This is a genomic window from Streptomyces lycii (assembly GCF_009735685.1).
GTDB classification, from domain to species: Bacteria; Actinomycetota; Actinomycetes; order Streptomycetales; family Streptomycetaceae; genus Streptomyces; species Streptomyces lycii.
The window spans coordinates 15,541-40,669 of record NZ_WHPN01000254.1 but is presented as its reverse complement, the minus strand read 5'-3'; the positions used below and the strand labels follow the sequence as shown (position 1 = coordinate 40,669).

At 73.2% G+C, this 25,129-nt stretch carries 24 protein-coding genes and 1 pseudogene; 18 read left to right on the top strand and 7 right to left on the bottom strand.

What is annotated here, in order from left to right; genetic code table 11:
* The first annotated feature begins 159 nt into the window (after nucleotides 1-159).
* From GCU69_RS10920 to GCU69_RS10915, 3 genes and pseudogenes are all read left to right on the top strand, one after another.
* Nucleotides 160-972, top strand: a complete 813-nt coding sequence (locus GCU69_RS10920; RefSeq protein ID WP_156205822.1) for an ABC transporter permease — start codon at nucleotides 160-162, stop codon at nucleotides 970-972.
* 39 nt (nucleotides 973-1,011) lie between these two features.
* Nucleotides 1,012-1,352 (top strand): annotated as a pseudogene (locus GCU69_RS33570) (hypothetical protein); the annotation flags it as partial.
* A gap of 137 nt (nucleotides 1,353-1,489) precedes the next feature.
* On the top strand, nucleotides 1,490-2,395 hold the full coding sequence (locus GCU69_RS10915; RefSeq protein ID WP_156205794.1) for a MerR family transcriptional regulator: 906 nt from the start codon (nucleotides 1,490-1,492) through the stop codon (nucleotides 2,393-2,395).
* 220 nt (nucleotides 2,396-2,615) lie between these two features.
* Here the strand turns inward: GCU69_RS10915 and GCU69_RS10910 are convergent, their stop codons facing one another.
* Nucleotides 2,616-3,401, bottom strand: coding sequence for a DUF5995 family protein (locus GCU69_RS10910; RefSeq protein ID WP_098750198.1), 786 nt, complete (start codon nucleotides 3,399-3,401; stop codon nucleotides 2,616-2,618).
* 553 nt (nucleotides 3,402-3,954) lie between these two features.
* Between GCU69_RS10910 and GCU69_RS10905 the strand changes: the two genes are divergently transcribed.
* Both GCU69_RS10905 and GCU69_RS10900 read left to right on the top strand, forming a co-directional pair.
* Nucleotides 3,955-4,290, top strand: a complete 336-nt coding sequence (locus GCU69_RS10905) for a hypothetical protein (protein ID WP_156205793.1) — start codon at nucleotides 3,955-3,957, stop codon at nucleotides 4,288-4,290.
* Nucleotides 4,291-4,735: 445 nt separating this feature from the next.
* The gene (locus GCU69_RS10900) at nucleotides 4,736-6,367 is read left to right on the top strand and encodes a GMC family oxidoreductase N-terminal domain-containing protein (RefSeq protein WP_235978394.1); all 1,632 of its coding nucleotides are present in this window, start codon (nucleotides 4,736-4,738) and stop codon (nucleotides 6,365-6,367) included.
* Nucleotides 6,368-6,684: 317 nt separating this feature from the next.
* On the opposite strand, the gene GCU69_RS10895 is transcribed toward GCU69_RS10900, so the two are convergent.
* Complete coding sequence (locus GCU69_RS10895; protein WP_235978393.1) at nucleotides 6,685-7,341, bottom strand: TetR/AcrR family transcriptional regulator; 657 nt, start codon at nucleotides 7,339-7,341, stop codon at nucleotides 6,685-6,687.
* A 47-nt stretch (nucleotides 7,342-7,388) separates the two neighbouring features.
* Between GCU69_RS10895 and GCU69_RS10890 the strand changes: the two genes are divergently transcribed.
* Nucleotides 7,389-7,850: an SRPBCC family protein gene (locus GCU69_RS10890; RefSeq protein WP_156205791.1), complete on the top strand. Its 462-nt coding sequence runs from the start codon at nucleotides 7,389-7,391 to the stop codon at nucleotides 7,848-7,850.
* 332 nt (nucleotides 7,851-8,182) lie between these two features.
* Here the strand turns inward: GCU69_RS10890 and GCU69_RS10885 are convergent, their stop codons facing one another.
* On the bottom strand, nucleotides 8,183-8,914 hold the full coding sequence (locus tag GCU69_RS10885) for an SDR family NAD(P)-dependent oxidoreductase (protein WP_156205790.1): 732 nt from the start codon (nucleotides 8,912-8,914) through the stop codon (nucleotides 8,183-8,185).
* Nucleotides 8,915-9,370: 456 nt separating this feature from the next.
* Here GCU69_RS10885 and GCU69_RS10880 point away from each other — a divergent pair, with 456 nt between their 5' ends.
* Nucleotides 9,371-9,721 carry a thioredoxin family protein gene (locus GCU69_RS10880; protein ID WP_170315820.1) on the top strand — a complete coding sequence of 117 codons (351 nt, stop codon included), beginning with the start codon at nucleotides 9,371-9,373 and terminating at the stop codon, nucleotides 9,719-9,721.
* Nucleotides 9,722-9,731: 10 nt separating this feature from the next.
* Here GCU69_RS10880 and GCU69_RS10875 read toward each other — a convergent pair whose 3' ends face one another.
* The gene (locus tag GCU69_RS10875; RefSeq protein ID WP_098750194.1) at nucleotides 9,732-10,067 is read right to left on the bottom strand and encodes a peptidoglycan-binding domain-containing protein; all 336 of its coding nucleotides are present in this window, start codon (nucleotides 10,065-10,067) and stop codon (nucleotides 9,732-9,734) included.
* Between the two features lie 70 nt (nucleotides 10,068-10,137).
* Between GCU69_RS10875 and GCU69_RS10870 the strand changes: the two genes are divergently transcribed.
* Nucleotides 10,138-10,494, top strand: coding sequence for a YbbN family protein (locus tag GCU69_RS10870; RefSeq protein ID WP_098750193.1), 357 nt, complete (start codon nucleotides 10,138-10,140; stop codon nucleotides 10,492-10,494).
* Nucleotides 10,495-10,502: 8 nt separating this feature from the next.
* Here GCU69_RS10870 and GCU69_RS10865 read toward each other — a convergent pair whose 3' ends face one another.
* From GCU69_RS10865 to GCU69_RS10855, 3 genes are read right to left on the bottom strand one after another with little or no spacing between them, the layout of a single operon-like run.
* Nucleotides 10,503-11,537, bottom strand: a complete 1,035-nt coding sequence (locus tag GCU69_RS10865; RefSeq protein WP_143671078.1) for a hypothetical protein — start codon at nucleotides 11,535-11,537, stop codon at nucleotides 10,503-10,505.
* Complete coding sequence (locus GCU69_RS10860; RefSeq protein WP_143671077.1) at nucleotides 11,534-11,869, bottom strand: protease inhibitor I42 family protein; 336 nt, start codon at nucleotides 11,867-11,869, stop codon at nucleotides 11,534-11,536. The genes GCU69_RS10865 and GCU69_RS10860 overlap by 4 nt, the downstream gene beginning before the upstream one ends.
* 36 nt (nucleotides 11,870-11,905) lie before the next feature.
* Nucleotides 11,906-14,761 carry a C1 family peptidase gene (locus GCU69_RS10855; protein WP_143671076.1) on the bottom strand — a complete coding sequence of 952 codons (2,856 nt, stop codon included), beginning with the start codon at nucleotides 14,759-14,761 and terminating at the stop codon, nucleotides 11,906-11,908.
* Nucleotides 14,762-15,282: 521 nt separating this feature from the next.
* On the opposite strand from GCU69_RS10855, the gene GCU69_RS10850 reads away from it, so the two are divergent.
* The 10 genes from GCU69_RS10850 (at nucleotide 15,283) to GCU69_RS10805 (ending at nucleotide 25,127) form a co-directional block, all read left to right on the top strand.
* Nucleotides 15,283-15,831, top strand: coding sequence for a GNAT family N-acetyltransferase (locus tag GCU69_RS10850; RefSeq protein ID WP_156205787.1), 549 nt, complete (start codon nucleotides 15,283-15,285; stop codon nucleotides 15,829-15,831).
* Nucleotides 15,832-16,067: 236 nt separating this feature from the next.
* The gene (locus GCU69_RS10845) at nucleotides 16,068-17,549 is read left to right on the top strand and encodes an aldehyde dehydrogenase (protein ID WP_156205786.1); all 1,482 of its coding nucleotides are present in this window, start codon (nucleotides 16,068-16,070) and stop codon (nucleotides 17,547-17,549) included.
* A gap of 46 nt (nucleotides 17,550-17,595) precedes the next feature.
* Nucleotides 17,596-18,696, top strand: a complete 1,101-nt coding sequence (locus GCU69_RS10840) for a VOC family protein (RefSeq protein WP_156205785.1) — start codon at nucleotides 17,596-17,598, stop codon at nucleotides 18,694-18,696.
* Nucleotides 18,693-19,487 (top strand): aspartate dehydrogenase domain-containing protein, encoded by a 795-nt coding sequence (locus GCU69_RS10835; RefSeq protein WP_235978392.1) that lies wholly within the window; start codon nucleotides 18,693-18,695, stop codon nucleotides 19,485-19,487. The genes GCU69_RS10840 and GCU69_RS10835 overlap by 4 nt, the downstream gene beginning before the upstream one ends.
* The gene (locus tag GCU69_RS10830; RefSeq protein WP_156205784.1) at nucleotides 19,484-20,293 is read left to right on the top strand and encodes an alpha/beta fold hydrolase; all 810 of its coding nucleotides are present in this window, start codon (nucleotides 19,484-19,486) and stop codon (nucleotides 20,291-20,293) included. The genes GCU69_RS10835 and GCU69_RS10830 overlap by 4 nt, the downstream gene beginning before the upstream one ends.
* Before the next feature lie 53 nt (nucleotides 20,294-20,346).
* Complete coding sequence (locus GCU69_RS10825; RefSeq protein ID WP_156205783.1) at nucleotides 20,347-20,868, top strand: cupin domain-containing protein; 522 nt, start codon at nucleotides 20,347-20,349, stop codon at nucleotides 20,866-20,868.
* Entirely contained in the window at nucleotides 20,861-21,613 is a 753-nt protein-coding gene (locus tag GCU69_RS10820; protein WP_098750185.1) for a 3-oxoacyl-ACP reductase family protein, read from the top strand. Before GCU69_RS10825 ends, GCU69_RS10820 begins: the two co-directional genes overlap by 8 nt.
* 65 nt (nucleotides 21,614-21,678) lie before the next feature.
* Nucleotides 21,679-22,452 (top strand): SDR family oxidoreductase, encoded by a 774-nt coding sequence (locus GCU69_RS10815; protein WP_098750184.1) that lies wholly within the window; start codon nucleotides 21,679-21,681, stop codon nucleotides 22,450-22,452.
* Between the two features lie 31 nt (nucleotides 22,453-22,483).
* Nucleotides 22,484-24,136 carry a thiamine pyrophosphate-binding protein gene (locus GCU69_RS10810; protein WP_156205782.1) on the top strand — a complete coding sequence of 551 codons (1,653 nt, stop codon included), beginning with the start codon at nucleotides 22,484-22,486 and terminating at the stop codon, nucleotides 24,134-24,136.
* Nucleotides 24,137-24,194: 58 nt separating this feature from the next.
* Nucleotides 24,195-25,127 carry a PDR/VanB family oxidoreductase gene (locus GCU69_RS10805; protein WP_156205820.1) on the top strand — a complete coding sequence of 311 codons (933 nt, stop codon included), beginning with the start codon at nucleotides 24,195-24,197 and terminating at the stop codon, nucleotides 25,125-25,127.
* Nucleotides 25,128-25,129 lie beyond the last annotated feature (2 nt).

The window sequence follows — 25,129 nt, the reverse complement described above, 5'->3', positions numbered from 1 at the left end:
GCAGGCCGGAACGGCGCGGGTGACGGGAACGGCGCGGGTGACGGGAACGGCGCGGGTGACCGGAGCGACACGGCGGGAGGGAACGGCGCGGCGGGCGGGCCGGGAAGGCCGCGGGCCGCCGCCCGCCGCTACTGGCGTGCGGGTTTCCTCCGCGGCGGCATCGAGCTGCGGCACCTCCTGCGCAACCCCAAGGAGATGTCCGGCCACCTGAGCAATGTGGTCGTCGCCGTGCTGATCGTCGCGTACGTCGACGACAACGTGCCGGGCACGCGGACTCCGATGGCCCATCTGGTGCTTGCGGGGTTCGCCGCCTATCTGCTGTTCCAGATCGGGCTGCTCAACCTCCCGCAGATACTGGTGACCGAGCGGGAGGAGGGCGCCCTGCTGCGGCTGCGTGCCACGCCCGGCGGGATACCGGCCTATCTCGTCGCCAAGTGCCTGCTGGTGGTCGTCACGGCGGTCGGCGTCCTCGCCCTGCTCCTGGCGGCCACGGCACTCCTGGTGAACGGGCCACTGCCGCAGGGACCGGCCGGCTGGCTGACGCTGCTGTGGGTCACCACGCTCGGGCTGCTCGCCGTCGTACCGCTGGGCGCGGCCATAGGCGCGGTGCTGCCCAACCCGCGCGAGGCGCTGGCACTGGTCATGCTGCCCGCGATGGGGCTGCTGCTGACCTCCGGAGTGGTGTTCCCGATCACCTCGCTGCCCGGTCCGGTCCAGCAGGTGGCCTCGGTCTTCCCGCTCAAGTGGATGGCGCAGGGCCTGCGCTCGGCGCTGCTGCCGGACTCCGCTCGGGCCGCCGAGGCGGCCGGCTCCTGGGAACTGCCCATGGTCGCCCTGGTGCTGACCGCCTGGGCGGTCCTCGGGTTCCTCCTCGCGGTCCCCCTCCTGCGCCGCGTCACCCGCCGCGAGTCCGGATCCCGCCTGACCGCGCGTCACCGCAAGGCGGCGCGGAGCGGGGCGATGCCTGCGTAGACGGGCGGGCGCGTACGAGGAGTAGGGCCGGTCGTCGCGAAGCCGCTGACCGACCACGCCGCGGTCGGCGCGTTGAACGTCGGCGGGCCGTGTCTGCTCACCCGGGGCGGCAGCGCGTACGTGGTGCACAACACCGGCCAGGAGAGCGGCGGCGACATCCTGACCACCGAGGCGGGTGCCGGCTTCTCACGCCGCGGCCACCTCGGAGTCGTCTGTGCCTCCGGCACCGCGGCTCCGGAGAACGGACGCGCGGCGCCGCCTTCCCGGCCTGCTTCCCGGGTGTCCGCGCGCTGGCCGTCGTCCGGCACCGACGGCGGCGTGCCGCACATGATTCACGAGGCGGGGGAGCGGCCGGCGGCACCGTCGGGCGGGCTCGCGGACGAGCCGCCCGGCGGCCGCCCGGCGGACTTCCCGGCCGGCGCCGCGCGATCCCGGCCGGCGGACCGTACGCCCGCTGTTGCGGATGACGTAACGGCATGTGGTGTCGTGGTGCGGAGAGCGAAAGGCAGCAGATCCGATGACCTCCGAAGCCCCCCTGCCCCACCCGACCGTCAAGATCGGTGACGCGGCCGCCCTGGTCGGCACCACGCCCCGTGCCATCAGGCACTACCACCAGACCGGCCTGCTGTCGGAGCCCCGGCGCGGAGCCGACGACCGACGCCGGTACGGCTACGAGGACATCGTGCGCCTGCTGTGGATCCGGCGGCTGAGGGAGGCCGGGCTGGGCCTGGACGACATCCCGAAGGTGCTCACGCCCGGCGACCACCGCACCCGGCGGACGGTGCTCGAAGACCTCGACCGCGGCCTGGCGGAGAAGGAGGCGGCCGTCCGCGACCAGCGGGAGGTGCTGCGCCGCCTGCTCAGGGCCGACAGCGACGCGGGGCTGCTGTCACCGGCCGTGGGCGATGTGCTGGACCGGCTCGGAGCGGGCCCGCTGCGGCCGGACGAACTCGATGCCCTGCTGGTCACAGAACGAGTCCTCGGCTCCGCCCAGGCCGCCCTCCAGGCCGCCGGCTTCGGCATCCTCTCCACCGACGGGACGCTGCGCGCCGAACAGGACCGCCTGGACCGGGCCGCGGCGGCGCTCACGGACCCCGACGACCCGGAAGTCGTGGAACTCGCCGCTCAGTACCTGGCCCACCACCAGGCGATGGAGGAGGCCGAACGGGCCGCCGGAATCGACCACGACCGTTACGCGCCCCCGGTCGCCGTGGACCGGGAAACCGGCCGGGCGCGCTGGCCCGGCATCGAGGAGGCCGCGCGCCTGCCGTCGGACCTGACGCCGGTACAGCTCCGTATCGCGGAACTGGTCGGCACGATGTACGGCGAACAGCTCGCCCGGGAGAACGGTGACGCCTGCGGAGCGCGCGGCTTGCCGGAACGTCCCGCCGGGTCCTCCACCGGGCGGCGCGAGGCCGGTTGAAACCCTCGCCCGAAGCCGCCGCGCCCGGCTGTCCCACAATCCCGGAGGCGCGCCCGTCCGACTCGGACCGCGCGAGCGCGCCGGTCCCTCGGCCGTGGTGAACGTGTGGGACCACCCGGCCGCCGGCGCCGCACCGGTTCGCGGCGGCCGGGGCGGGGAGCAGTCCGTGCCCCTCAGCCGCGGGGAGGCCGTAACCGTGCCCGGGGGAGCCGGCCGGGCGTCACCCGGGTCCCTGCCGGGCGGAGGGGCGTGCCATGGCGCTGTCCAGATGCGTGATGACGGCCGCCACGTCGTCGCTCTCGGTGGCCCCGATCAGTTGCAGGGCCGGCCGGACGAGGCCGCTCGGTCGCGCGGCCAGCCGTGCGAGCACGGCGGTCCGGATGTCGAGCCGTTCGAGGGTGGCCTCGCGCTCCTCCTCGTCCTGGCCGGCCAGCAGAACGGCGTTGTACCACGCCTCCTCGCGGGACTGCCGGATGCTGAAGTCGAGGATCCGCTCGTCGGTGCGGGCTCCGATCCGGTCCAGCAGCGACATGAAGGGCGAGAGGGCGCCCACCGAGTCCTGTACGGCCAGCACCACCCGCGCGAGGATGTCGTTGATCAGCAGGAAGTCGCGCCGTAACGCGTGGATGGCCTCGCCCGGGCCGGTCCGCGCGGCGGCGACGGCCAGGTCGAGGTTGATGTGCGCGTTCACGCCGAGTATCAGGTGCTGGACGATGACGGTGTCGGCGTCGTCGAGCAGCCCGAACGCCTCGCGCCAGCAACGCGGCCCGCCGCGGTCGCGGCGCCAGGCGTCGTACGCGTCGAAGTAGCGGTTGCCGAAGTGCGTGTCGAACCGGTCCATCCGCGCGCCGTCGTCGAACAGCCCGCGGTGAATGGCCGTGCGGACCTCAACGGTCACCTGCCGGTACAGCGCCGCGAAGTACCCGGCCCGGTCACCGGCGCGGCCGGCCTCCCGCACGATCCCGGCCAGTCCGTCCACGACATCGTCGATGTTCTCCGCCGCCATGCCCGACTCCCCACTCCCGGGCCGTCGCTCGGCCCGCTCTCCGGTCGTTGTCCGCCCTGCTGGTGACAGCCCAGTGCCGCCTGCCCGGTCGCGGGCGGCAGCTGTCGGTCCCCGGACACGGCCATCCCAGCAGGAAACCGGGCGCGCGTCCGCCGTACCGGCAAGCGAATTCCGGCCGCGGGGGCGCGCGGTGCCGGCGGGCGGTTGGTTGCGGGCCCGCGGGACAATCCCGGCTGTCCCGCAGGTGCCCGGTGCGCGCCTCGTCGGCGGGTGACGACGGGCGGTCTCAGCGGCGCGGTGCCGGACCTCCGGGCGCTGTGTCACGGGAGCCGGCCAACGGACCACCTCGGAACGCAGCTGCGTGGCGTTCGGGTCTCGATCGCCTGGACGCGCTGTAGCCGGCAACGGCCGCCCAACCGCTGGGACAGCCGGGTGCCGCCCGCCGAGCAGGACCGGTGCCGGACGGATCCGGCGGTCGTCCGGCAGACCGGCAACCGGCAGACCGGCAACCGGCAGACCGGCGGCAGGGCGCTGCTGAACGGCGTGGGTGTCGGTGCCGGGCTGGGCGTATGCGCTGGAGGAATTCCACTGCCGTACGGGCCGGGATCTCGCGGCGTTGTCCGAGCGGGGGCGGGCCTTCTGCGTGCACCGCGACGCGAAGGGATGCAGCAGCGTCGGCCATGCGCGGCGCGGCGTTGTGGTGACGTCGTTCGAGCCGGGCCTGCCACACCTCACGAAGGGGGTTCCCTCCGAAGTGGCGCTCGGCTTCGTGCACGACGGCGACGAGCCCGGCGATGTCGCGTTCCTGCGGTTCCTGGAGGACGAACTCGGCCTCCACATCCCCTGGGAGGAGACGGAGGCAGAGCTTCCGTCAGCCGCCCTCGCCTGACGGGAAGCCCTCGGACTCCGCCCGGCGGGCCGCCGCGGAGCTGGCACGAGAGGACCGGGCGCGGTCCCCGCGGCCCGGCCGCGCGACGTCGCCAACCCCTGGAGCGGGCCGTGCCGCTGTGGAAGGATGCGGCCGACGGGCCGAATTCCTTCTGCCCGGACGGGAGTTGAACCGGTGGCCGCGAGGTGTCGCTCACGGAGGACGGGACCGCCGGGCGGTCTGTGTCCCTGTCCGAGCAGCAGCGGGCGGAGCGGGAGCCTCGTCCCGGACGCGGATCCACGACCACACCGGGGCTGGCCCTCACGGCGCGCGGAGCCGGTGTCCCGGGACGCGCCTGACAGGAACGCGCGCGACACCGGGCGAGCGAGCCGGTCGCTCCGGCCCCACCACGCGGACCGCCGGGCCCCCTGAGCCGCGGCCCGCCCCATCACCCGGGAGGATGCCCGTGACGACACCCACGACACGACGCCGCTTTCTCACCGCGGCCGCCCTCGGCGCCGCGGCCGGCGGTGGCGTCCTCACCGCCCCCGCGGCCCGAGCCGCCGCTCCCGGCACCGGGGTCCGCCCCGGCCGGGTGCCGCTGACCCGGGAGGAGCACCGTGCCGTCGTGATCGGTTCGGGCTTCGGCGGTGGTGTGACGGCCCTGCGGCTGGCACAGGCCGGCGTGCCGGTCACGGTGCTGGAGCGCGGCCGCCGCTGGGTCACCGGCCCCGGCGTGGACACCTATGCCACCGTCTCCCGCCCCGACCGGAGGCTGCTGTGGTACGGCACCACGCCCGAGGCGGTCCGGCCGGTGCAGCGGCTGGTGGGCGGGCCGCTGGACCTGGACCCGTACGTCGGGGTGGTCGAACCGGTCCTGGGCGACAGTCTGCTCGCGGTGTGCGCGGCCGGGGTCGGGGGCGGCTCGCTGGTGTACCAGGGGATGACGCTGCAGCCCTCGCGGGAGGTCTTCGAGACGTGGATGCCGGGCGAGTGGGACTACGGGCGGCTGGACCGCGAGTACTACCCTCGGGTGGCACGGATGCTGCGGGTTTCCCCGGCCCCCGACGAACTGCTGGCCACGCCGACGTACCGGGCGGCCAGGATCTTCCGGGACCGGGCCGAGCGACGCGGATTCCCGGTGGAGAAGGTCCCGCTGCCCGTCGACTGGGACTATCCGCTGGCCGAGACGCGCGGGGAGATGAAGCCCGCGTACACCAGCGGTGACACCACGTTCGGCATCAACAACGGCGGCAAGCACACCGTGGACGTCACCTATCTCGCACAGGCCGAGGCCACCGGCCGGTGCCGGGTCCTGCCCCAGCACCGGGTCACCTCCGTCGCGCGCGGCACGGGCGGCCGCTGGACCGTGCACGTGGACCGCATCGACGAGGCGGGCCGCGTCCTGGAGCAGAAGATCCTGACAACGAACGCCCTGGTGATGGCGGCCGGCAGCATCAACACCACGCGGCTGCTGGTGCGCGCGGCCGCCCTCGGCGGCATTCCCGGGCTGCCCGACGACGTGGGCCGCGGCTTCGGCACCAACGGCGACCGCCTCTATCTGTGGACGGACCTGGTGGACGACTTCGGCGCCCGGCAGGGCAGTCCCGTCACCTACGTCGCCAAGACCTGGGACGAGCCGCGCACGGCCACCACGGTCTGCCAGTTCTCCGTGCCGCCCCTGTACGGCATCAACACCCGTTCCACGCTCGTCCTGGCCATGGCCGTGAGCCCCGACCGGGGCAGGTGGACGTACAACGGCCTGACCGACACGGTGAACATGCACTTCCCGGTGACCGGCGACCGCGCGATCAGCCTGACGTCGGCGCGGCGCGTGCAGGCGATAGCCGCGGGCCTGGGCACCGTCGCCAACATCAACCTCGCTGTGAACTTCACCGTCCACCCGCTCGGCGGCGCCTGCACCGGCCCGGTCGCCGACCCGTACGGACGGGTGCACGGCCAGCCGGGTCTGTACGTTCTGGACGGGGCGCTGATCCCGGGCACCACCGCGGCCTGCAACCCCTCGATGACCATCGCGGCCGTGGCGGAACAGGCGTTGGACGACATCGTGGCGAAGGACGTGGGCACGACCATCTGAGGGGGCCCGGGGCCGGCCCCGGCCGGCCCGGCCCGCTCCTCGGCGGTGCGCATGGACGGTCTCCCGCCGTCGTTCCGGGGCGTCGCGGCACTTGGGCACTCCGGGCGGGACGCGGGTCTGGCGACGACAGGAGCGCGGCCCGGCGTTCGCCTCCGGAGTGGTGAAGCCGGCCGGGGGACTGCCCGACCACTCCTGGGCAGGCCCCGCCCCGGATGGGGGCGGCGCCGGTGCCCGGTGTTCGGTGCCGGGCGTACGGTCAGGGCCGGCCCGGGGGCCCGTTCGATCGCGCCCGTCACAGCCCGCGGCCGCACAGGGCGTCACCCGCCCGGGTGGCGTCGGCCCGTACCGTCGTCGCCGGGATGGGCGAGCCGGAGGAACTCCTCCATGGCGGCGTCCACTTCGGCACGTTCGCCGGTGGCCAGCAGGTCCAGCAGCAGCCCGCGGACCGTGGCGATTCCCAGCCGGGCCCGGGCGCGCGCGGTGGCGGGGTCCGCGCCGCCCGCGACCTCGGCCGCCACGAGCGGGTCCAGCCAGTGCGTGACGAGACCGTCCAGCACCGGGGCGGCCTCCGGGCGGCCCTGGAGGGCCTGCCCGCAGAGTTCGAAGAAGAGCCGCTCCTGAGCCGCCAGCCGGGGATGCGCCAACTGGCGCCACAGGCTGCGGGCGGCATCGGCGGGCGAGAGCCCGGGCTCGTGCAGCAGGCCGGTGAGGAGATCGCGCTGGCGGATCTCGGAGGTGCGGACGATCTCGGCGAACAGCCGCTCCTTGGAACCGAAGTGGTGGATCAGCATGCGATGGCTGGTGCCGATCGCGGCGCCGAGCCGGCGCAGGCTCAGGTCCGCGATGCCGTGCTCGGCCACGTATCCGATGGCCGCGTCGAGCAGACGGGCCCGCCGGTCGGTGCCCCCGCCCGGGCCGGTGTCCGCGCCCCGCTCGGTCCTGTCGCCGGCCCGCCGGTCGTCGGAGTTCGTCACTCCGCGAGTGTACCGATCGGTACAGGCTCTGATGTACCATGTGGTACATGAGGCCCGTCACCGTGTCCACCGACGTACGGCAGCCACCCGAGCAGGTCTACGACTTCCTCGATGTCATGGCCAACCACGAGCTGTTCACCCGCCATTACCTGACCGACTGGCGCTACAGCGGCGCGCCCCGCGGTGTCGGTTCGTGCGCCACGGTCACCGCCGTCCTGGGCGGCAGGAAGACCGACGTCGTCGAAGTCGTCGAGGCAGAGGCGCCGCGCCGCATCGTCGAGGGCAACACCGGCGTGGACGGCCGCCGCCGGGGCCGGGGCGTGTACGTCGTCGAACCGCTGCCCGGCGGCGGGAGCCGTGTCTCGTTCACGTACTCCTGGCTGGCCGCCCCGCTCGCCGACCGGCTGATGGCCCCCTTGGTGCGGACCGTGATGCGGCGTGCCAACCGACAGGCCATGCGGCTTCTCGCCGCCGAACTGGCCGGCCGAGCGGCCCCGGCCGATTCCTGACCACCGGCGGCGCGGGCGTCCCGCTCACTGCCCGCGCCCGGCCGCAGGCCAGGCGCGGCGGCGGCACCCGGCCGGCCGCTCCCGCAGGGCAGTGCCGCCCGTGCGGCGGCGTCCGAGGCCCGCTCCCGGCCGCCCGGGTGCGTATCCGCTACGTGTTTCCGGTCGCCGGAGCGAAGGCGCCTCGGGACGGCGGCGGCCGTCACGATGCGCTCCGGCGCGAACGGCGGCCGGGGGAGGGCCGCGCAGCTGAGCCGACCGGGCGATGACAGCCGGACCGGCGGGCTTCCGCGGGCCCGTGGTGCCGTGGGACGGGGACAGCCCGGCGCGCGCGCTCAGTCGACGACGGCGCCGCCGGTGACATTGACCTCGGTGGCGGTCATGGTCGGCGCGCGGTCGGAGGCGAGGAAGGCCGCGGCGTGGGCGACGTCCTCCAGACGCGGCCGGCGGTGGAGCAGAGTCACGGACGCCTCGGGGTCGTCCCCGGGCGGGGTGGACGGACCGGGCGAGCCGGGGGAGAGCAGCCAGGCCGACCGGATGCCGTACGGGCCGAGTTCGCCGGCGAGCTGGCGGCACAGACCGGAGAGGGCGGACCAGGCGACATGGGAGCCGCCGAGGCCGGGGATGGCCTCCCGGCCGCCGCCCGTGGCCAGGATCACCCCGGTGCGGCGGGGAATCATGTGACGGGCGACGGCGGTGGCCAGGGTCAGATGGGTGGTGACCGCCTTGACGACGGGGCGCAGCACGTCTTCGCCGGCCATGTCGACCAGCGGGGTGCCGTGCAGGTCGTCGTTGGACGTGGCGTTGAAGGCGATGTCGATCCCGGGGGAGTGCCGGTCGACGGCGTCGGCGTGCCGCCCGACCGCGGCGCGGTCCGTCGCGTCGAGCGTGGCGACCTCGACGCGGCCCCCGGATGCGGCGATGGCCCCGGCCAGCTCCTCCAGGGGGGCCCGGGTGCGTCCGGCCAAATGGACCGTTGCGCCTTCGCGGGCGAAGACGCGGGCGACCGCGGAGCCGATCGCCCCGGCGCCGCCGTAGACGATGGCGGTCTTGTTCTCCAGCAGCATGGCATTCCCCACTTCGTCGAAGCCCGGTCACCGGGATCCCGCAGCCGCACCGCGCGGGCCGCACCGCGTTCGCACGCCAGTACCCGTCAAGGGCCGGAACAGCCTTCCGGCCCGTTCACCCGTCCCGGCCTGTTCATCCGTCCCGGCCTGTTCATCCGTCCCGGCCCGTTCAACCCGGCCCGTCCCGTCCCCTCTCCCTCCGCTCGTGGGGCGGCGCGCCCGCCCCGGTGCCGGCACACGGCCGCCCGGCACCGATACACGGCCACCCAGAGCCGACACGGCCGCCCGGCCCGGAGCGCGGTGCCGGTCACGCCGATAGGCGCCATGCGCCCTCGGAGGCGGGCACGGCGGGGGAACAGGACCCGATCCCGGGAATGCCGGACGCCTCCCCGGCCGGACCGCACGAACGGCCCAGGCCGCGAGGTGCGGCCGCCTCCATCGGGCGATCATGGAGCCGTGAAGAGTTCCGCTGCGCCGACGATGGCCCCCGTCACCGATCTGGACACCTTCTACGCGGTCACGCAGATGGAACGCCTGAGCATCTGGTTCTTCGATGCCGACTGGTGCGGTCCGTGCCGGATCGTCCGGGCCCGGTATCTGGAGCTCGTCGCCCACTACGGTGAACAGGTGCTGTTCCACCGGGTCGACGTGGACGACGAGCCCGGGATCTCCTCCGCCCTCCATGTGCTGCGCATCCCGGCCACCCACGCCTACCGGGCGGGGACCGCGCTCGACTGGCCCTGGCCGGGACCTCCGGCGGCCACGGCCCAGGAGGAGTACCGCGCCTGGATCGACCGCCATCTGTGACGGCACGGGCTCACTTCCCCCCGGGACCGTCATAGCGGAGCCGTTCGTCCCCCCACGTTCCCGCGTGGAGCATCGCGTCCCGCGTGTACGGCCCGTAGACGCCGTCCACGGTGGTGCCCGCCGCGGCTTGTGCGCGCTTCAGCGCCCTCTCGGTGACCGGCCCGAAGTCCCCGTCCTCCAAGATGCCCTGGCCGTAGCACTGGTTGAGGCTCACCTGCAGGGCGAGCACCCCGGGACTCCTGTGGCCCCTGCGGAGTTCGCAGCTGGTGTCCGTGCCGGAGCAGACGGGCAGCCAGGCCGTGCCGGCCGTCGTCGCGACCGCCGAGTAGTCGTCACAGGGATTCATGCGCTCTCCTTCGCGTCGCGGCGCCGCGACTGGGCGTGCAGGGGCGGCGGGCTGCCGTCACCATGGACGTATGAGCACGGCAACGCGGCCGACGGGCCTGTACGACGTGGCGGACCTGGAGACGTTCTACGGAATCGTCCAGATGGACCGGCTGAGCCTGTGGCTGGCGGACTCCCGGTCCTGCTGGTCGTGCAAGCGGCTGCGTGAGCGTTACCGCCGGCTGGCAACGGTCTACGAGGGGCGGGCGGAGTTCTGCCGGATCACGCGGGAGTCCGCTCCGGCCGTCTGTGACGTGCTGAACGTCGGGGAGGCTCCGGCCACCTTCGCCTTCCGTTCCGGCGAGGCGCTCGACTGGCCCTGGCCCGTGGGCGTACCCGCGAAGAGCGAGGCGCAGCACCGCGCGTGGCTGGACAGGCATGCCGCGTGACCGCCTGTTCAGAAGGCTTCGAGGCGGTAGCGGGGCCCTGAGCCCTGCTTGCGGAACCGGAAGGCGAGCGCAGAGGCCGGCAGGGAGACGCGCTGCTTGAACTGGACCAGTTCCGCGGCCTGGTAGACCCCGTCGACGGTCAGGTCGACGGCGGCCGCCGTGGAGGCGTCCGGCGGGAAGGCGATCTCGTGCTGGGCGACATTCCCCTGCAGGTCCGGGCCGGTCAGGGTCTTCTGGCTCCCGCCACCGGCGGAGGCGCCGGACCGGTACACCCAGCGCAGGAGCAGATAGTCCTGCGCCCCGGCCGGCGGCGTGAGGCCGAAGACGAGCTTGACCCTACGGATCTCCTGGTTGGGTTCGTACAGCATGGACACACCGGCCGCCCCGACCTCGGGGGCGAAGTGTTCGACCACGCCTTGCAGCCCTGTCCCGGGCTGGAAGTCGACGGCGACGACCACCCGCGCCGTCGCCGGGAAACCGCCCCACGCGTCGGAGATCCTGTCCTCGACGACTCCGCCGTCCGCACCGAACTCACCACGGCCGCACGGGTGCATCGAACCGTCCGGGCTCTCGTACGCGCAGTCCACCACGTACCGGGAGACGAGCCAGGGGGGTGCGCTGCCGACCACCACTTTCAAACCTTTGAACCGGGGCGGCGGCGGGCAGCCCTGCCAGCGGATCCGCAGATCGTGTCCGTACGTCTGGACCTGCATTTTCGCCAGCTGCCCGGAGCGGGTGCGGACCGCGATCACACTGCCGGACGCGAGGTTGTTCTCACCCCGGGGATGCCCGGGGAGGCTTTCACCGTGGTAGGTGAGTGCGGCCAGTTCCCGGTGGCCCAGGGCCTCGTAACCGACCGGGCCCAACGCGCACAGCCGCGCGCCGAGCAGCGGGACGAGTTCGCGTCCGCCGCCCGGCAGATGGCGCCACCACACGTCGGCCCGCCCCATCCCGGAGGCCTCGATGCCGGTCTCCAGGTCGAAGCGGCGGTTGCCGCGGAGCGTGCCGACGCCTGTCGAGGCCGTGACCATCGCGATTCTCATGCCCTGATGTCCAGCAGCAGCCCGTACTGCTGCACGTCTTCGTCGGGCCCGGCGCCCCGGCGCAGGCCGAGGACCAGCCTCGAAGGCGCCGGGGCCGGGGCGTCGGTCCGGAAACGGAAGACCGCCACCGTCCCACCGGCTCCCAGGGCGCCTCCCGGCGGCGGGGGCGCCACGGTTTCCCCGACGAGAGCGAGGCTGCGCCGGTCGTACGAGTCGACGACCCAGCGCAGGCCCGTCAGCATGTTGACCGGCAGAGTGACGACGAGCACGTCACCGACGTGGAGTTCCACGGTGCGGCCCTCATCGGTGTGGTCCACCGCTACTTCAGCCACGCCTGGTCCTTTCCGGTGGGAGGGGAGGCGAGGGGCTCAGCCGGTGTAGGCGCCGAACATCTGGTAGTCGATGCCCACTTCTCCGTAACCGATCTTGAAGAAGCCGGCGGCCGCCCAGTGGGGTCCCCAGCTGTTCTTGCAGATCCAGGCCTGCTCGTAGTCGCTGTAACCGATCACGCAGACGCAGTGGCCGCCCCAGTTCGTTCCCGGCGAGCTGCTCTTCCGGTACACCGCCGACGGCTGGGTGTTGACCTGGAAGAAGTCGAAGAAGTCCTGGTAGACGGTGTAGCCGGCGACCAGGGGCCCGTACCCCGTCGCCATCCACGACTTCATCGCGTCCACGCTGTTGAGCTCGTAGAACGCCTGGATTTTGGTGACCCGGCTGGACACGTCCCAGCAGGGCGTGCAGCCGGGTGTCGGATGGGACGTGGTGACCGGCCCGGCGTAGGGAAAGCACCCCTCGTCCGCCACACCTTTGTCACGCCATGCCGTCAGGGCCCGCTCCGGCCACCATCCCGCGTTCGTTTCCCCGAGGTTCCCGCAGGTCCGGCCGTCGTTGCGCCCGTGGCAGAAGAACAGATGGGCCTCTGAGAAGTCCGGGTTCAGCTCGGGGTGGTAGACCTTCTGAGACGCCTCCACCGCGGCCGCCACGCCGAACGCGACACAGCTACCGCAGTTTCCCTGGCTCTTGACCGGGCTGATGTAGTCATACCCGTTCACGTTGCGGTAGTCGTAGGCGCCCGGCGCCGCCCTGGGGGCGTCGGCGGCCGCGCCGGCGCTCTGCGCGCGGGCGTAGTTGGCCCGGGCCACCAGCTCGCGGCCGTAGAGGCTCAGCTCTCCGTTCTGCACGTCCGGCTTGAAACCCAGCGGATACGGCGGCTTGGGCCTCGCGTCCTCCAGGGGCTGCCCGGGGAGCGCCGGCTGTCCGGGCTGGCCCGGTCGGCCCGGGGCGATGAAGCCGGCACCGGACGCCTGCCCGGGGCCGCCGCTCCGCGCCGGGGACGGCCCGTCCGGCTGCGGCGGCGGTCCGAACATGGCCGTCAGCCGCCGCCGGTAACCCGGGCCCTGCAGTTCCTTCTCGACCAGGGCGGCCGGGATGGACGGCTCACCCAGCGACGTGGCCCCGTCCCAGCTCACGGCCAGGACCGTTTCGCCGATCGGGATCTTGCCGGAGGCGTTCATGCCCCGCCAGTCGCCGGTCAGGCCCTGGAACTTGTACAGGATGTCCGGGGTGCCGGCGCCCGTCCAGTCGTCCGGGTGGAAGGGAAACACGATGTCGTGTGTCGGCAGGTTGCTCGGGTTGCCCTCCGGGTCGACGGTCACCAGGAAGTGCCCGGCCACCTTGGGGCGCGGTGGCATGCCCTCGCGAACCGGCGGTGTCCATTCCCACTTCAGCAGCGCCTTGGAGGTGACATCGGCGACGTACGCGGCGTCGGCGAAGATCAGCTCGGTTCGCTGCACGTACTGGGTCGGGTAGAACGCGAAGGCCGCGCCGGTGTCGGAGACCGGCAGCGTCTGCCGGTACTTGTAGCCGATGTGCGGCTCCTTGAAGTCGACCAGCAGCTCCAGCTGGGCCGACGAGGGCTGATGCGGCCAGGTGAACTGGATGACGCCCGTGCTCTCCCCGCCCTCGTCCCCCGTGACGGCGGCGCACTGCACGACCCGCGGTCCGGTGGGGGTGGTGTAGCTGGCCGAGGGGACGATGCGCCTGATCAGCGAGCTGTTGGAGAGCAGCACATTGAACGGCAGCTTGATGTCGTCCTCTTCGACGAAGAGATGCTTGCGCGGATCGAACGCGCCGAGCTGCTGCTCGAAGTTGAAGGACACCTGGTGAATGTTTTCGCCGATACCGGTGAAATGCAGCGTCTGGTCGAACTGGGCGGTGTCGGAGAGGGAGACGCTTTTCATCGCCACCGAGACGCCGCCGAAGAATCCCCCGGGTGCCGAGGCTTCCGCCGGTTTCGGGTCCGGCTGGATCCACTGCCCCACTTCCAGCTTGACGAACTGGTCGAAGATCGCGTCGAGCAGTTTGGCGAGGTCCACTCCGGTCGGTGTCTGGCCGATGATGCTGACATTGAGCGCCTGCTGCTGGCGCAGGTCCGCCCGCACCGACTGGTAGTCGAACGAGCCGTTGACCAGACCGAAATAGCTCGCCCGCGCTTTGGCGTTCCACGAGAAGTAGTCGTACGCCTTCTTCTTGTAGCCGCCGGCCTTGATCTGGCACTGCGGGATCAGATACTGGTAGCGGTAGGTGAACATGATGGACACCTGCGGCGGATACGGCGACGGGCTGGCGCCGAGCATCGCCGCGAAGTGGTCGGCCCCGTCCGGCGTCAACTCGATCGCGAAGGCGATCGACGAGGAGGAGCCCACCTCCACCCCCTTGAGCTGCTGGCCCGGCTTGGCATACGTGTCCAGACCGAAGACGTCCATCTTCCCCGGGCTGAGCCGCAGCGGCTGGAAGTTGAAGGCTCCGGCGGTGGGGTTGATGTTGTACAGCGTTTTGATCAGGTTGGCCCACTGCTGGCGCTGCCCCTCACTGGGCAGTTCCACGACCAGTTCGACCATGAAGCTCAGGATGCCGCCGAGCGTGGTCTTGCTGCCGTCCGGGTTGTTCCTCACCTTCTTGGTCACCATGAAAGCCGGCTCGCCGTCCGGGTTCTTGGCGAGCCGGCCCCAGCGCGGCGCGTAGAACCAGGTGTTGGGATTGTGCCCCTTGAACAGGACGAAAGGCATCTGGGGGTCGGTGGCGATGGCGACCGTGCCGTCCACCAGATTGAAGTTCGGTACCGCGGCCGCGCCCAGGTCGATCATCGTCGACGGGTCGAAGGGATCCGGCACCAGCGCGGGCATCGACTGGGCAGGCGCGGCTTGCAGGTGTTCCGGTGTCAATTGCGGATAGCTGATCGCACGCCCGACCGCCAGCGAGGCCGGCGGTTCGCCGCGATGGGCCCATTCGGGAGGAAGCGCAAAACTGCCTGCCGGCTCCGGCTGTGACGGCTGGTCATTCCCGGTCCCCCGTGGAGGGCCGTCATGGCTGAACGTTTCACCGTGGGACGAGTGAGCCTCCGGCTCTTCGTCGGGTGACGCTGAATTATCCGGTTCCGGGCGGTCGGCCATGAATTTCTCTTCTCTGGGGGAAGCGGGTATGCGTCTCGTATCAATCAATTGATCCGCGCACCAGCGGGCGCCACTGGCGCACCCCTCGAACGGGGCCGCTGCGTCCTCCGTATGGGGGCGCTCGCGCACCGCCCCGGCCGCGGCGCTGCCGGTCCCTGCCCGGGACGCGCGCGGGCCGGCTCGGAGCGTTGCCGTGCCCGCCCGCCGGAATCCCGGCGGGCGGGGCCCGGAGGCGGCGGGTTGGCCGGTTCGCGCGTCTTGATCGCTGCCGGGTCCGCTGGTTCGGTGGCCGCATGACCGGACTCGGATCCGTACCCTGGCCGCCCGCACCGATCAGGACCGAGCGGCTCGTGCTCCGCGAGTCCGAGGCCCGGGACCGTGCCGCGTTCGTCGAGCTGTTCGCCTCGCCGGAGGTGCGCACCCACCTCGGTGGCCCCCGGCCGCGCGATGAGCTGGAGCGCGCGGTGCCCGAGGTGCCCGGGCGGCGCCCGGGCCTGTTCGTGATCGACCTCCACGGAGCGATGATCGGCACGGTCTCGCTCGGCCGGCGGGACGCGGAGCGGCCGGGGCACGTGCGTCCGGAGGCGGGGGAGGCCGAGCTGGGATACATGCTCCTGCCCGGGGCATGGGGACGCGGGTACGCCGCCGAGGCGTGCGCGGCGGCACTCGGCTGGTTCGCCGGAGCACTCCCCGGTGAGCCCGTGGTGCTCTGCACGCAGACCGCCAACGACCGGTCGGTGCGCCTCGCGGTGAAGCTGGGGTTCACCGAGGTGGACCGGTTCGAGGAGTACGGCGCCGAGCAGTGGTTCGGCGTGTGGTCCTCGGTCATGCCGTCCGGTTGAGTTCCCGTCCTGCGGCGCGCATCCACGGGTCACCGGCCGGGGGCCGGCCCCGGCGCGGCGGCGCCCGGCTTCGTGGCCTGGGGGAAGGCTCCACGGCGGTCTGAGCGGCGGCGCCGGAGCCGCTGACGGCACCGGCCTCTTGCGCGAAGATATTTAAGGGGTTAGCTTTTCAGGGCCAAGTGAACCGGGCCGCCGGGGCCGGCCGCCCCGTGGTGAAACGCCTGAAGGAGAAGCCCATGACCGAGTTGGTCCTGCCGCCGGACAAGGTGCTGATCGCCGGGCGCTGGACGACCGGATCGGGCAGGGCGGCCGAGGTCGTCGACCCCGCGACCGGCGAGGTCCTGGCCACGGTGCACGGCGCGTCCGCCGAGGACGTGGACGCCGCGGCCCGGGGAGCGTCCCGGGCGGCCGCCGATCCCGCCTGGCGGGACCTGGCACCGCACCTGCGGGCGCGTTACCTGCACCGGATCGCGGAGCTGATCGACGCCGACGCGGACCACCTGTCCGCCGTGCAGACCGCCGACACCGGCAAGACGCGCGCGGAGACCCGTGCGCTGGCGGCCAGCGCCGCCGGCACGTTCCGGTACGCGGCCGCGCTGCTGGAGACCGCCGAGGACGCCGTCACCCCGTCGCGCGGCCGCTACGTCACCGTCGCCACCCACGAGCCCATCGGTGTCGTCGGCGCGATCGCCCCGTGGAACTCGCCGATAGCCTCCGACGCGCAGAAGATCGCCCCGGCCCTCGCCGCCGGCAACGGCGTCCTGCTGAAGCCCGCCGCGTGGACCCCGTTGACCTCGCTGGCCCTGGGCCGGCTGATCACCGCCGGCGGTCTGCCCGAGGGGCTCGTCTCGGTCCTGCCCGGCCCGGGAAGCGTCACCGGTGACGCCATCATCAGGCACCCGCTGGTCGGCAAGGTGACCTTCACGGGCGGCACGAGCACCGGACGGACCGTCGCGCACGCGGCGGCGGAGAAGCTCATCCCCGTCTCGCTGGAGCTCGGCGGGAAGTCGCCGACGGTCGTGCTGGAGGACGCGGACGTCGAACAGGCCCTGGCAGGGGTGATGTTCGGGATCTTCTCGTCCAGCGGACAGTCCTGCATCGCGGGCTCGCGGCTCTTCGTCGCGCGGAGGCTCTACGACGACTTCGTCGGCGAACTCGTCGCCAGGACACGGAAACTGCGGATCGGGCCGGGCACCGACCCGGCGACGCAGGTCGCGCCCCTGGTGCACCACCGCCACCGCGACGCGGTGGCCGCGTATGTGGACCTGGCCCGCGCGGAGGGCGCCCGCGTGCTCTGCGGCGGCGCGGCGCCCGAGGGCGAGGAGTTCGCCGGCGGCGCGTACTACCTGCCGACCGTCCTCGACGGACTGGACGCCGGCTCCCGGACCTGCCAGGAGGAGATCTTCGGGCCCGTTCTGGTCTGCCTCCCGTTCGACGACGAGGAGGACCTGGTCCGGCAGGCCAACGCCACGGTCTACGGACTGGCCTGCGGCATCTGGACCCGCGACCTGACCCGGGCCTGGAGGCTGGCCCGCCGGATCGAGGCGGGCACGGTCTGGATCAACACCTACAAGCAGTTCAGCTCCAGCACTCCGTTCACCGGGTGGAAGGAGAGCGGGCTCGGCAGCGAGAAGGGCCGCGACTGGCTCCGCGGCTACCAGCGGCAGAAGTCCCTGTACTTCGGCACCGACCCCGCCCCGCTGCCCTGGGCGGGCTAGCCCGCCCCGTATCCGCCACCCCAGTACGACGATCAGGAGAGACGGTATGTCCGACACGGTCCAGCCGGTACGCCCGCCGATCGCGCGGCTGCGCAAGCTGCGCGCCGTGGAGCTCTTCGTCCCGGCGCTCGCCGAGTCCGCCGACTTCTACTCGGAGGTCTGGGGGCTGGAGACGGTCGACGCCGACAAGAACGCGGCGTGGCTGCGCGGCACCGGCGAGGAGCACCACATCCTGCGGCTGACCCGCGCCGGCCGGGTGGGCCTGGGCCGGATCGCGTTCGCCGTCGGCACCCGCGCGGAGGTTGACGAGGCGGCCCGCCGCCTGGCCGGCCGCGGCATCGCCCCGGTGCACGGCCCGGGTCCGCTGGAGCAGGCCGGCGGCGGGTACGGGCTGCGGTTCACCGACCCCGAGGGCCGGCTGGTCGAGATCAGCGCCCTGGTCGAGGCCGTGCCGGAGCGCGGGCGGGACGCCGCGGTGCCGGTCGGGGTCACCCACACCGTGCTGAACACGGTGGACATCGACGCGGCCGTCGCCTTCTACTGCGATGTGCTGGGCCTGCGGGTCTCCGACTGGTCCGAGCACCAGATGGCGTTCCTGCGGGTCAACACCGACCACCACTGCATCGCCTTCAACCAGGCCGAGTGGACCTCGCTCAACCACGTCGCCTACGAGATGCACTCGGTCGACCACTTCATGCGGGGCCTGGGCCGGCTGCGGCACCACGGCATCACGCCGAAGTGGGGCCCGGGCCGCCACGGCCCGGGCAACAACACCTTCTCCTACTTCACCGACCCCTCCGGCCTGGTGTGCGAGTACACCTCCGAGGTCGAGCAGATCGTCGAGGACAAGTGGATCGCCCGGGTGTGGCGCCGGGTGCCCGAACTGTCCGACCTCTGGGGCACCGCGGGCCCGCCCGGCGAGGAGATCCGCTCGCACATGGCGGGCGTGCCGGACCCGGGCCCGCTGGCAGCGCCGGTCGACGCCGCCGTGAGCGACGAGAACCCCTCCGGGCACGAGACCCGCTCCGGGCACGAGAACCCCTCCGCGAACGAGAACGCAGCCGGGGACGAAGAGCCCGCCGGGGACGAGAAGGCGGCAAGGCCCGGGAACCCCGGGCACGAGAACTCCGCCGGGGTGACCGCGTGAGCGCCCCGCTGCGGATCGGCATCGTCGGCTGGGGAGCCATCGGCCGCGTGGTCGGCACCGCCCTAGCCGCCGGGGTGGTGCCCGGAGCCGAGCTGACCCGGGTGACGGACAACCGGAGCCGGCCCGACGCCCCCGTACCGCAGTCGGCCATCGCCGAGGCGCTGGAGGTCTGCGACCTGATCGTGGAGGCGGCCGGACACGCCTTCGTCCGCGAGTGGGGCGCCCAGGTCCTCGCGTCCGGCACCGACCTGCTGGTCGCCTCCACCGGCGCGCTCACCGACGACGCCCTCGCCGCCGAGCTGCACGCCACCGGGCCCGGCCGAGTCTACTTCACCGGCGGCGCCGTCGGCGGTCTCGACCTGCTCCAGGCCGTACGGGGCCTCGGCGACCTCACCGAGGTCCGGCTCACCACCTCCAAGCTGCCCGGCACACTCGAGCAGCCGTGGATGGACGCCGAACTGCTGGAGCGGCTGCGCACCTGCGAGGAGCCCGTCGAGGTCATGTGCGGCACCGCCCGCGACGTGCCGGCGCGGTTCCCGCGCTCCACCAACGTCGCCGCCTCGGTGGCCCTGGCCGTCGGCAACCCCGACAAGGTGGAGGTGCGGGTGATCGCCGATCCCGGCGCCACGCTCACCCGCCACGTCGTCGAGGCGGCCGGGCCCCACGGCCACTACCGCTTCGAGGTCAACCACGCGCCCGACCCCGCCAACCCGGCCACCAGCCAGGTCGTCCCGCACGCCGTCCTCCGCGGCATCGGCGCGCTCACCGGACGCAAGGGGCAGATCCTGTGACGACACGTACGGTGAACCCCGCGCCCGCGGTGCACGTCCGGGAGGCCGGCGACCAGGGCCCCCTGCTGCTCTGCCTGCACGGCATCGGCTCGTCCTCCGAGTCCTTCGCCGCCCAGCTCGACGGCCTGTCACCGGTGGCCCGGGTGGCCGCCTGGGACGCCCCTGGCTACGGCAGGTCACCGGACCCGGAGCATCCGCTGGACCTGGACGGCTTCGCCGACGCGGCCGCCGCACTGATCCGCGAGCGCGGCGGCCCGGCCCACGTCGTCGGCGCCTCCTGGGGCGGCGTGATCGCCGTGCGGCTCGCCACCCGCCACCCCGGTCTGGTCGCCAGCCTGGTGCTCGCAGACTCCACCCGGGGCTCGGGCACCAGCGCGGAGAAGGCCGCCGCGATGCGCGCCCGCACCGGACAGCTCGCCGAGGACGGGCCGCGGGTGTTCGCCGGGAAACGCGCGCCGCGCCTGCTGTCGCCCCTGGCACCGGCCGAGTTGGTACGCCGGGCGACCGGCATCATGGCCGGCGCCGTCCGCCTCCCCGGCTACGGCTGCGCCGCCGAGTCGATGGCGGCCACCGACCTCACCCGCGAACTGGGCCGGATCACCGTACCCGCCCTGGTGCTGTGCGGTGAGCACGACGTGATCACCGGGGTCGAGGAGAGCCAGATCATCGCCGGCGCCATGCCGGAGGGCGTCTTCGTGATCATGTCCGGGGCGGGCCACCTGGCCCACCAGGAACAGCCCGCCGCCTTCAACGACTGGGTCCGCGCCCACCTGCGCATCGCCGCCCGCGTGCCCTGGTCCGACTGACCGTCCGCCCCTGTCCCGACCCCCGCAACACACCCAGGAAACAGGAGACATCCATGCCGCTCACCACCGACGCGTACGACAACGGCGGGGACCTCGCCCAGTACACCGACCGGCTCATCGCCACCAAGGACTCGCGCGAGCCCGACTGGGGCACCCTCTCCTTCCAGGAGAAGGCCGGCCCGCAGTACAAGCGCGCCCAGATCCGTTACGTCGGCTCCGGCGCGACCGGCAACCACGAGGACGACAACCGGATCCTCCCGTCCGGCGGCTTCACCTTCTCCAACATGCTGCTGCCCCCGGACGCGGAGGGCCCCGCCCACACCCACCACGACGTCGAGGAGGCCTTCTTCGTCCTCGAGGGCCGGGTCCGCGTGGGCATCCACCGCGGCCCGGACGAGGCCGAGTACCGCACCCTCGGCTACCGCGACATGATCGTCGTCCCGGCCGGTGTGACCCGCTCGCTGAAGAACGAGGGCGACACCGACGCGCTCTTCTGCGTGATCATCGGCACCCGGAAGCCGCAGGTGCCGACCTACCCGGAATACTCCCCGCTCCACGGCATCACCCGTGACTGAGCGACGCACCGTCGTCGTCACCGGCGCAGGCCGTGGCCTCGGACTGGCCACGGCCCGCCGGGCGGGCGCCGACGGATTCCGCATCGTGGTCGCCGAACTCCGGGAGGAGTGGGGCGAGAAGGCCGTCGCCGCACTCCGCTCGGAGTCCGTCGACGCCGAGTTCGTACGCTGCGACGTGGGCGACCCCGCGTCCGTCGCCGAAATGGCGGCGCGGGTCGGGGAGTCGGCCGGCGGGCGGCTGTACGGCCTGGTCAACAACGCGGGCCTGGCCGACGCCGTGGGCGGCAAGAACTTCCACGAGATCGACATCGAGGACTGGGACCGCATCATGCGGGTCAACGCCCGCGGACCCTGGCTGGTCGCCAAGGCCCTGCTCCCGCAGATCGTCGCGAACGGCAGCGGCCGGATCGTCAACCTGGTGTCCGACTCCGCGCTCTACGGATCGCCCCGCCTCGCCCACTACATCGCCTCCAAGGGCGCCCTGACGGCGCTGACCAAGAGCATGGCCCGTGAGGTCGGGGACCTGGGCGTCACGGTCAACGCGGTCGCTCCCGGCCTCACCGAGAGCGAGTCGTCGGTGCGGATCCCCGCCGAGCGGCACGAGCTGTACCGGCTCAACCGGGCCATCAGCCGCCCGCAGCAGCCGGACGACCTCACCGGGCTCATCGCCTTCCTGCTGTCCGAGGAGTCCCGCTACCTCACCGGCCAGACCGTCGCCGTCAACGGCGGCTTCACGATGCACTGACCGCCCCCGGCCCTCCCGCATTCCGCCGGTCCCGCCACCGGGCCGGCCCTTCCCCTGGAGTACCCATGGATCTCGGATTCGCCGGCCGCACGGTGCTGGTCACCGGAGGCAGCTCCGGCGTCGGCCTCGCCACGGTCCGGATGCTGCTCGACGAGGGCGCCCGGGTCGCCACGTGCGGCCGCCGCGCCGGGGCACTGCAGGAGATCGGCCCCCACGAGCGGCTGCACACCGCGGTGTGCGACGTCCGCGACCCCGGCGCCGTCGCCCGCCTGGTCGACGGCGTGCGGGAGCGGTTCGGCGGCCTCGACGGCCTGGTCAACAACGCGGGACAGTCCCGGATGAAGGGCTTCGCCGCATGCACCGGCGAGGACTGGCGGGACGAACTGGAGCTGAAGTTCGCCGGCGTACTCAACCCGCTCCAGGCCGCGCTGCCGCTGCTGCGCGCCTCGGGGAACGCCTCGGTGGTCAACGTCAACGCCGTCCTCGCCAAGGAGCCGTCCCCGCGGCTGATCACCACCAGCGCCGCCCGCGCCGGCATCCTCAACCTCTCCAAGTCGCTGTCCACGGAACTCGCCGCCGATGGCATCCGGGTCAACTCGGTCTGCCTGGGCCTGGTCGACACCGGCCAGTGGACGCGCCGCCACGCCGCCGCGGCGACCGGTGAGAGCTACCAGGAGTGGCAGGCCGCCCTCGCCGCCGACCGGGGCATCGCGCTCGGCCGCCTCGGCCGCGCCGAGGAGGTCGCCTACGCGATCACCGGACTGCTCTCCCCGCGGGCGTCCTACATCACCGGCACCACCGTCGACGTCTGCGGCGGCATCAGCCGCGCCATCGCCTGACGCCACTCTCACCGAGTCCCAAGGAGCCCCCATGCCCACCCCCAACGGCGGCGATCTGCTCGTCGGCACGCTGCGCGCCCTGGGCGTCGACACCGTGTTCGGCGTGGTCAGCGTCCACAACCTGCCGCTGGTCGAGGCCGTGGACCGAGACCTGCGCTTCGTGCCCGTCCGCCACGAGGCGAGCGCCGTCAACGCCGCCGACGGCTACGGCCGCGCCCGCGGCACCATCGGCTGCGCCCTCACCTCCACCGGCACCGGCGCCGGCAACGCCGCCGGCTCGCTCGTCGAAGCGCTGTCCGCCGGCACCTCCGTGCTCCACGTCACCGGTCAGATCGACAGCCCGTACCTGGGCCGGGGGCGCGGCTTCATCCACGAGACCAAGGACCAGCTGGGCATGCTGACCGCGGTCTCCGCCTACGCGGCAACGGTCACCGACGCCGCCGACGCCGCACGGATCCTGCGCGAGGCGGCCGCCGCCGCGCTCGCCGCCCCCGGCGGACCGGCCAGCGTCGAATGGCCGATCGACCTGCAGTACGCGCCCCAGGACCCGGCGGTCCCGGCCGGGACCTTCCCCGGCGCCCCCGAAGCGCCGGCCCCGTCCCCCGCCGCTCTCGACGCCGCCGCCGCACTCCTGGCCGGCGCGCGCCGGCCGCTGGTCTGGGCCGGGGGCGGAGCGGCCCGCGCGGGGGACGGGCTCTCCGCGCTCCTCGACGCGTGGGGGGCGGGTCTGATCACCTCCAACTCCGGCCGCGGGGCCGTTCCCGAGGACGACGCGCGCGTCGTCGGGAACTTCGCGTCCGGTCCCGCCGGGCGTGCCCTGCTCGCCGAGGCGGACGCGCTCCTGACCGTCGGCAGCCACCTCCGGTCGAACGAGACCGGCGACTACACCCTTCAACTGCCCGCGGCACACGTCCAGATCGACGTCGACGCCGCCGCCCTCGGCCGGGTCCACCCCGCCACCCACGCCCTCCACGGCGACGCCGCCCCGGTGCTCGCCGCGCTCACCGAGCGGATCACCGCGCTCGGCGCCCGCACCGAGGACGGCTGGGGCGAGCGGATACGCACCGCCCGCACACAGGCCCGGGAGGCCCTCCGCGACGGGATCGGACCACAGGCCGCCGTCCTCGACGCTCTCACCGCCGTCCTCCCGCGCCGCGCCGTGATCGCCCGCGACGTCACCATCCCCTCGTCCAGCTGGGGCAACCGCCTGCTCCCCGTCCACGACCCGCGGGACAACGTCTTCCCGCGCGGCGGCGGCATCGGCCAGGGCCTGGGCATGGGCATCGGCGCCGCGCTCGCCCACCCCGAGCGGCCCTCGGTGGTCATGGCCGGCGACGGCGGGCTCGCCGTCCACCTCGGCGAACTCCTCACCCTCGCCCAGGAACGGCCCCGCCTCACCCTGATCGTCTTCAACGACGGCGGCTACGGCGTCCTGCGCAACATGCAGGACCAGTACTTCGACCGCCGCTCCGGAGTCGACCTCGCCACCCCCGACTTCGAGACCCTGGCCCGCGCCGTCGGCCTGCCCTACGCCCGGATCGCCGCCGAGGACGAGGCGGGACCCGTGCTCGGGGCCGCCCTGCACCACGACGGCCCGACCCTGGTCGAGGTCGACCTCGGCGCACTCGGCCCCATGAAGAACCCGTTCACCCCGCCGGTCTCCGTCCCCGGCCGGAACCAGTAGAAGGAGGACGGTCGTGAACAACACCGACGAGACGCGGCTCGACCTTCTGGTGCACCGCATGACCTGGGAGGCGGACGACGTCGTCTCGGTGGAACTGGTCCACCCCGACGGCAAGCCGCTGCCGCCCTGGACTCCGGGCGGCCACATCGACGTACACCTGGGCGGCCTGGTCCGCCAGTACAGTCTGTGCGGCGACCCCGCCGATACCGGCCGCTACCGGATCGGCGTGCTCAAGGAGCCCGCCTCCCGCGGCGGTTCGGCTCAGGTGCACGGCACGCTGCGCCCCGGGCAGACCGTCACCGTCAAGGGCCCGCGCAACCACTTCGCCCTGGAGACGGCCGAGCGGTACCTCTTCGTGGCCGGCGGCATCGGCATCACACCGGTCCTCGCCCAGGCCCGTGAGGCGAGCGCGCTCGGCAGGCCGTGGAAGCTGTGGCACGGCGGACGCCGGCGCGCGTCGATGGCGTTCGGCGGGGAACTCACCTCGCTGGCCGCCCGCTCCGGCAACACCGTGGTGTTCCACCCGCAGGACGAGCACGGCCATCTCGACCTGGCCGCGATCCTCGACGAGGCCGCGTCCGACGAGCAGGCACTGGTGTACGGCTGCGGGCCCGAGCCCCTCCTGGCCGCGCTGGAGACGGTCTGCGACGAGCGCGGACTGCGCGGGCGGCTGAGGCTGGAGCGGTTCGCGGCGGTCAGGGCGCCCGCGCCGGAGGGGGGCGAGCAGGGCTTCGAGGTCGAATGCGCGCGCTCCGGCGCCACGGTCACGGTGGCCCCCGACCAGTCCGTCGCCGACGCTCTGGAGAACGCGGGCGTCGCCGTGGAGACCTCCTGCCGCGAGGGCATCTGCGGCACCTGCGAGACCCGCGTGCTGGACGGCACGCCCGACCACCGCGACATGCTGCTGTCCACCGACGAGCAGACCGCGGGCGCCACGATGATGATCTGCGTGTCGCGCTGCGCCTCGGCCCGGCTGGTGCTGGACCTGTGAGA

Bases quoted from the DNA above. Each gene is read 5' to 3' on its own strand.
- GCU69_RS10915 (WP_156205794.1), top strand. From the start codon at position 1,490: ATGACCTCCGAAGCCCCCCTGCCCCACCCGACCGTCAAGATCGGTGAC.
- GCU69_RS10910 (WP_098750198.1), bottom strand. From the start codon at position 3,401: ATGGCGGCGGAGAACATCGACGATGTCGTGGACGGACTGGCCGGGATC.
- GCU69_RS10890 (WP_156205791.1), top strand. From the start codon at position 7,389: ATGAGGCCCGTCACCGTGTCCACCGACGTACGGCAGCCACCCGAGCAG.
- GCU69_RS10885 (WP_156205790.1), bottom strand. From the start codon at position 8,914: ATGCTGCTGGAGAACAAGACCGCCATCGTCTACGGCGGCGCCGGGGCG.
- GCU69_RS10875 (WP_098750194.1), bottom strand. From the start codon at position 10,067: ATGAATCCCTGTGACGACTACTCGGCGGTCGCGACGACGGCCGGCACG.
- GCU69_RS10870 (WP_098750193.1), top strand. From the start codon at position 10,138: ATGAGCACGGCAACGCGGCCGACGGGCCTGTACGACGTGGCGGACCTG.
- GCU69_RS10865 (WP_143671078.1), bottom strand. From the start codon at position 11,537: ATGAGAATCGCGATGGTCACGGCCTCGACAGGCGTCGGCACGCTCCGC.
- GCU69_RS10850 (WP_156205787.1), top strand. From the start codon at position 15,283: ATGACCGGACTCGGATCCGTACCCTGGCCGCCCGCACCGATCAGGACC.
- GCU69_RS10845 (WP_156205786.1), top strand. From the start codon at position 16,068: ATGACCGAGTTGGTCCTGCCGCCGGACAAGGTGCTGATCGCCGGGCGC.
- GCU69_RS10840 (WP_156205785.1), top strand. From the start codon at position 17,596: ATGTCCGACACGGTCCAGCCGGTACGCCCGCCGATCGCGCGGCTGCGC.
- GCU69_RS10825 (WP_156205783.1), top strand. From the start codon at position 20,347: ATGCCGCTCACCACCGACGCGTACGACAACGGCGGGGACCTCGCCCAG.
- GCU69_RS10815 (WP_098750184.1), top strand. From the start codon at position 21,679: ATGGATCTCGGATTCGCCGGCCGCACGGTGCTGGTCACCGGAGGCAGC.
- GCU69_RS10810 (WP_156205782.1), top strand. From the start codon at position 22,484: ATGCCCACCCCCAACGGCGGCGATCTGCTCGTCGGCACGCTGCGCGCC.
- GCU69_RS10805 (WP_156205820.1), top strand. From the start codon at position 24,195: ATGACCTGGGAGGCGGACGACGTCGTCTCGGTGGAACTGGTCCACCCC.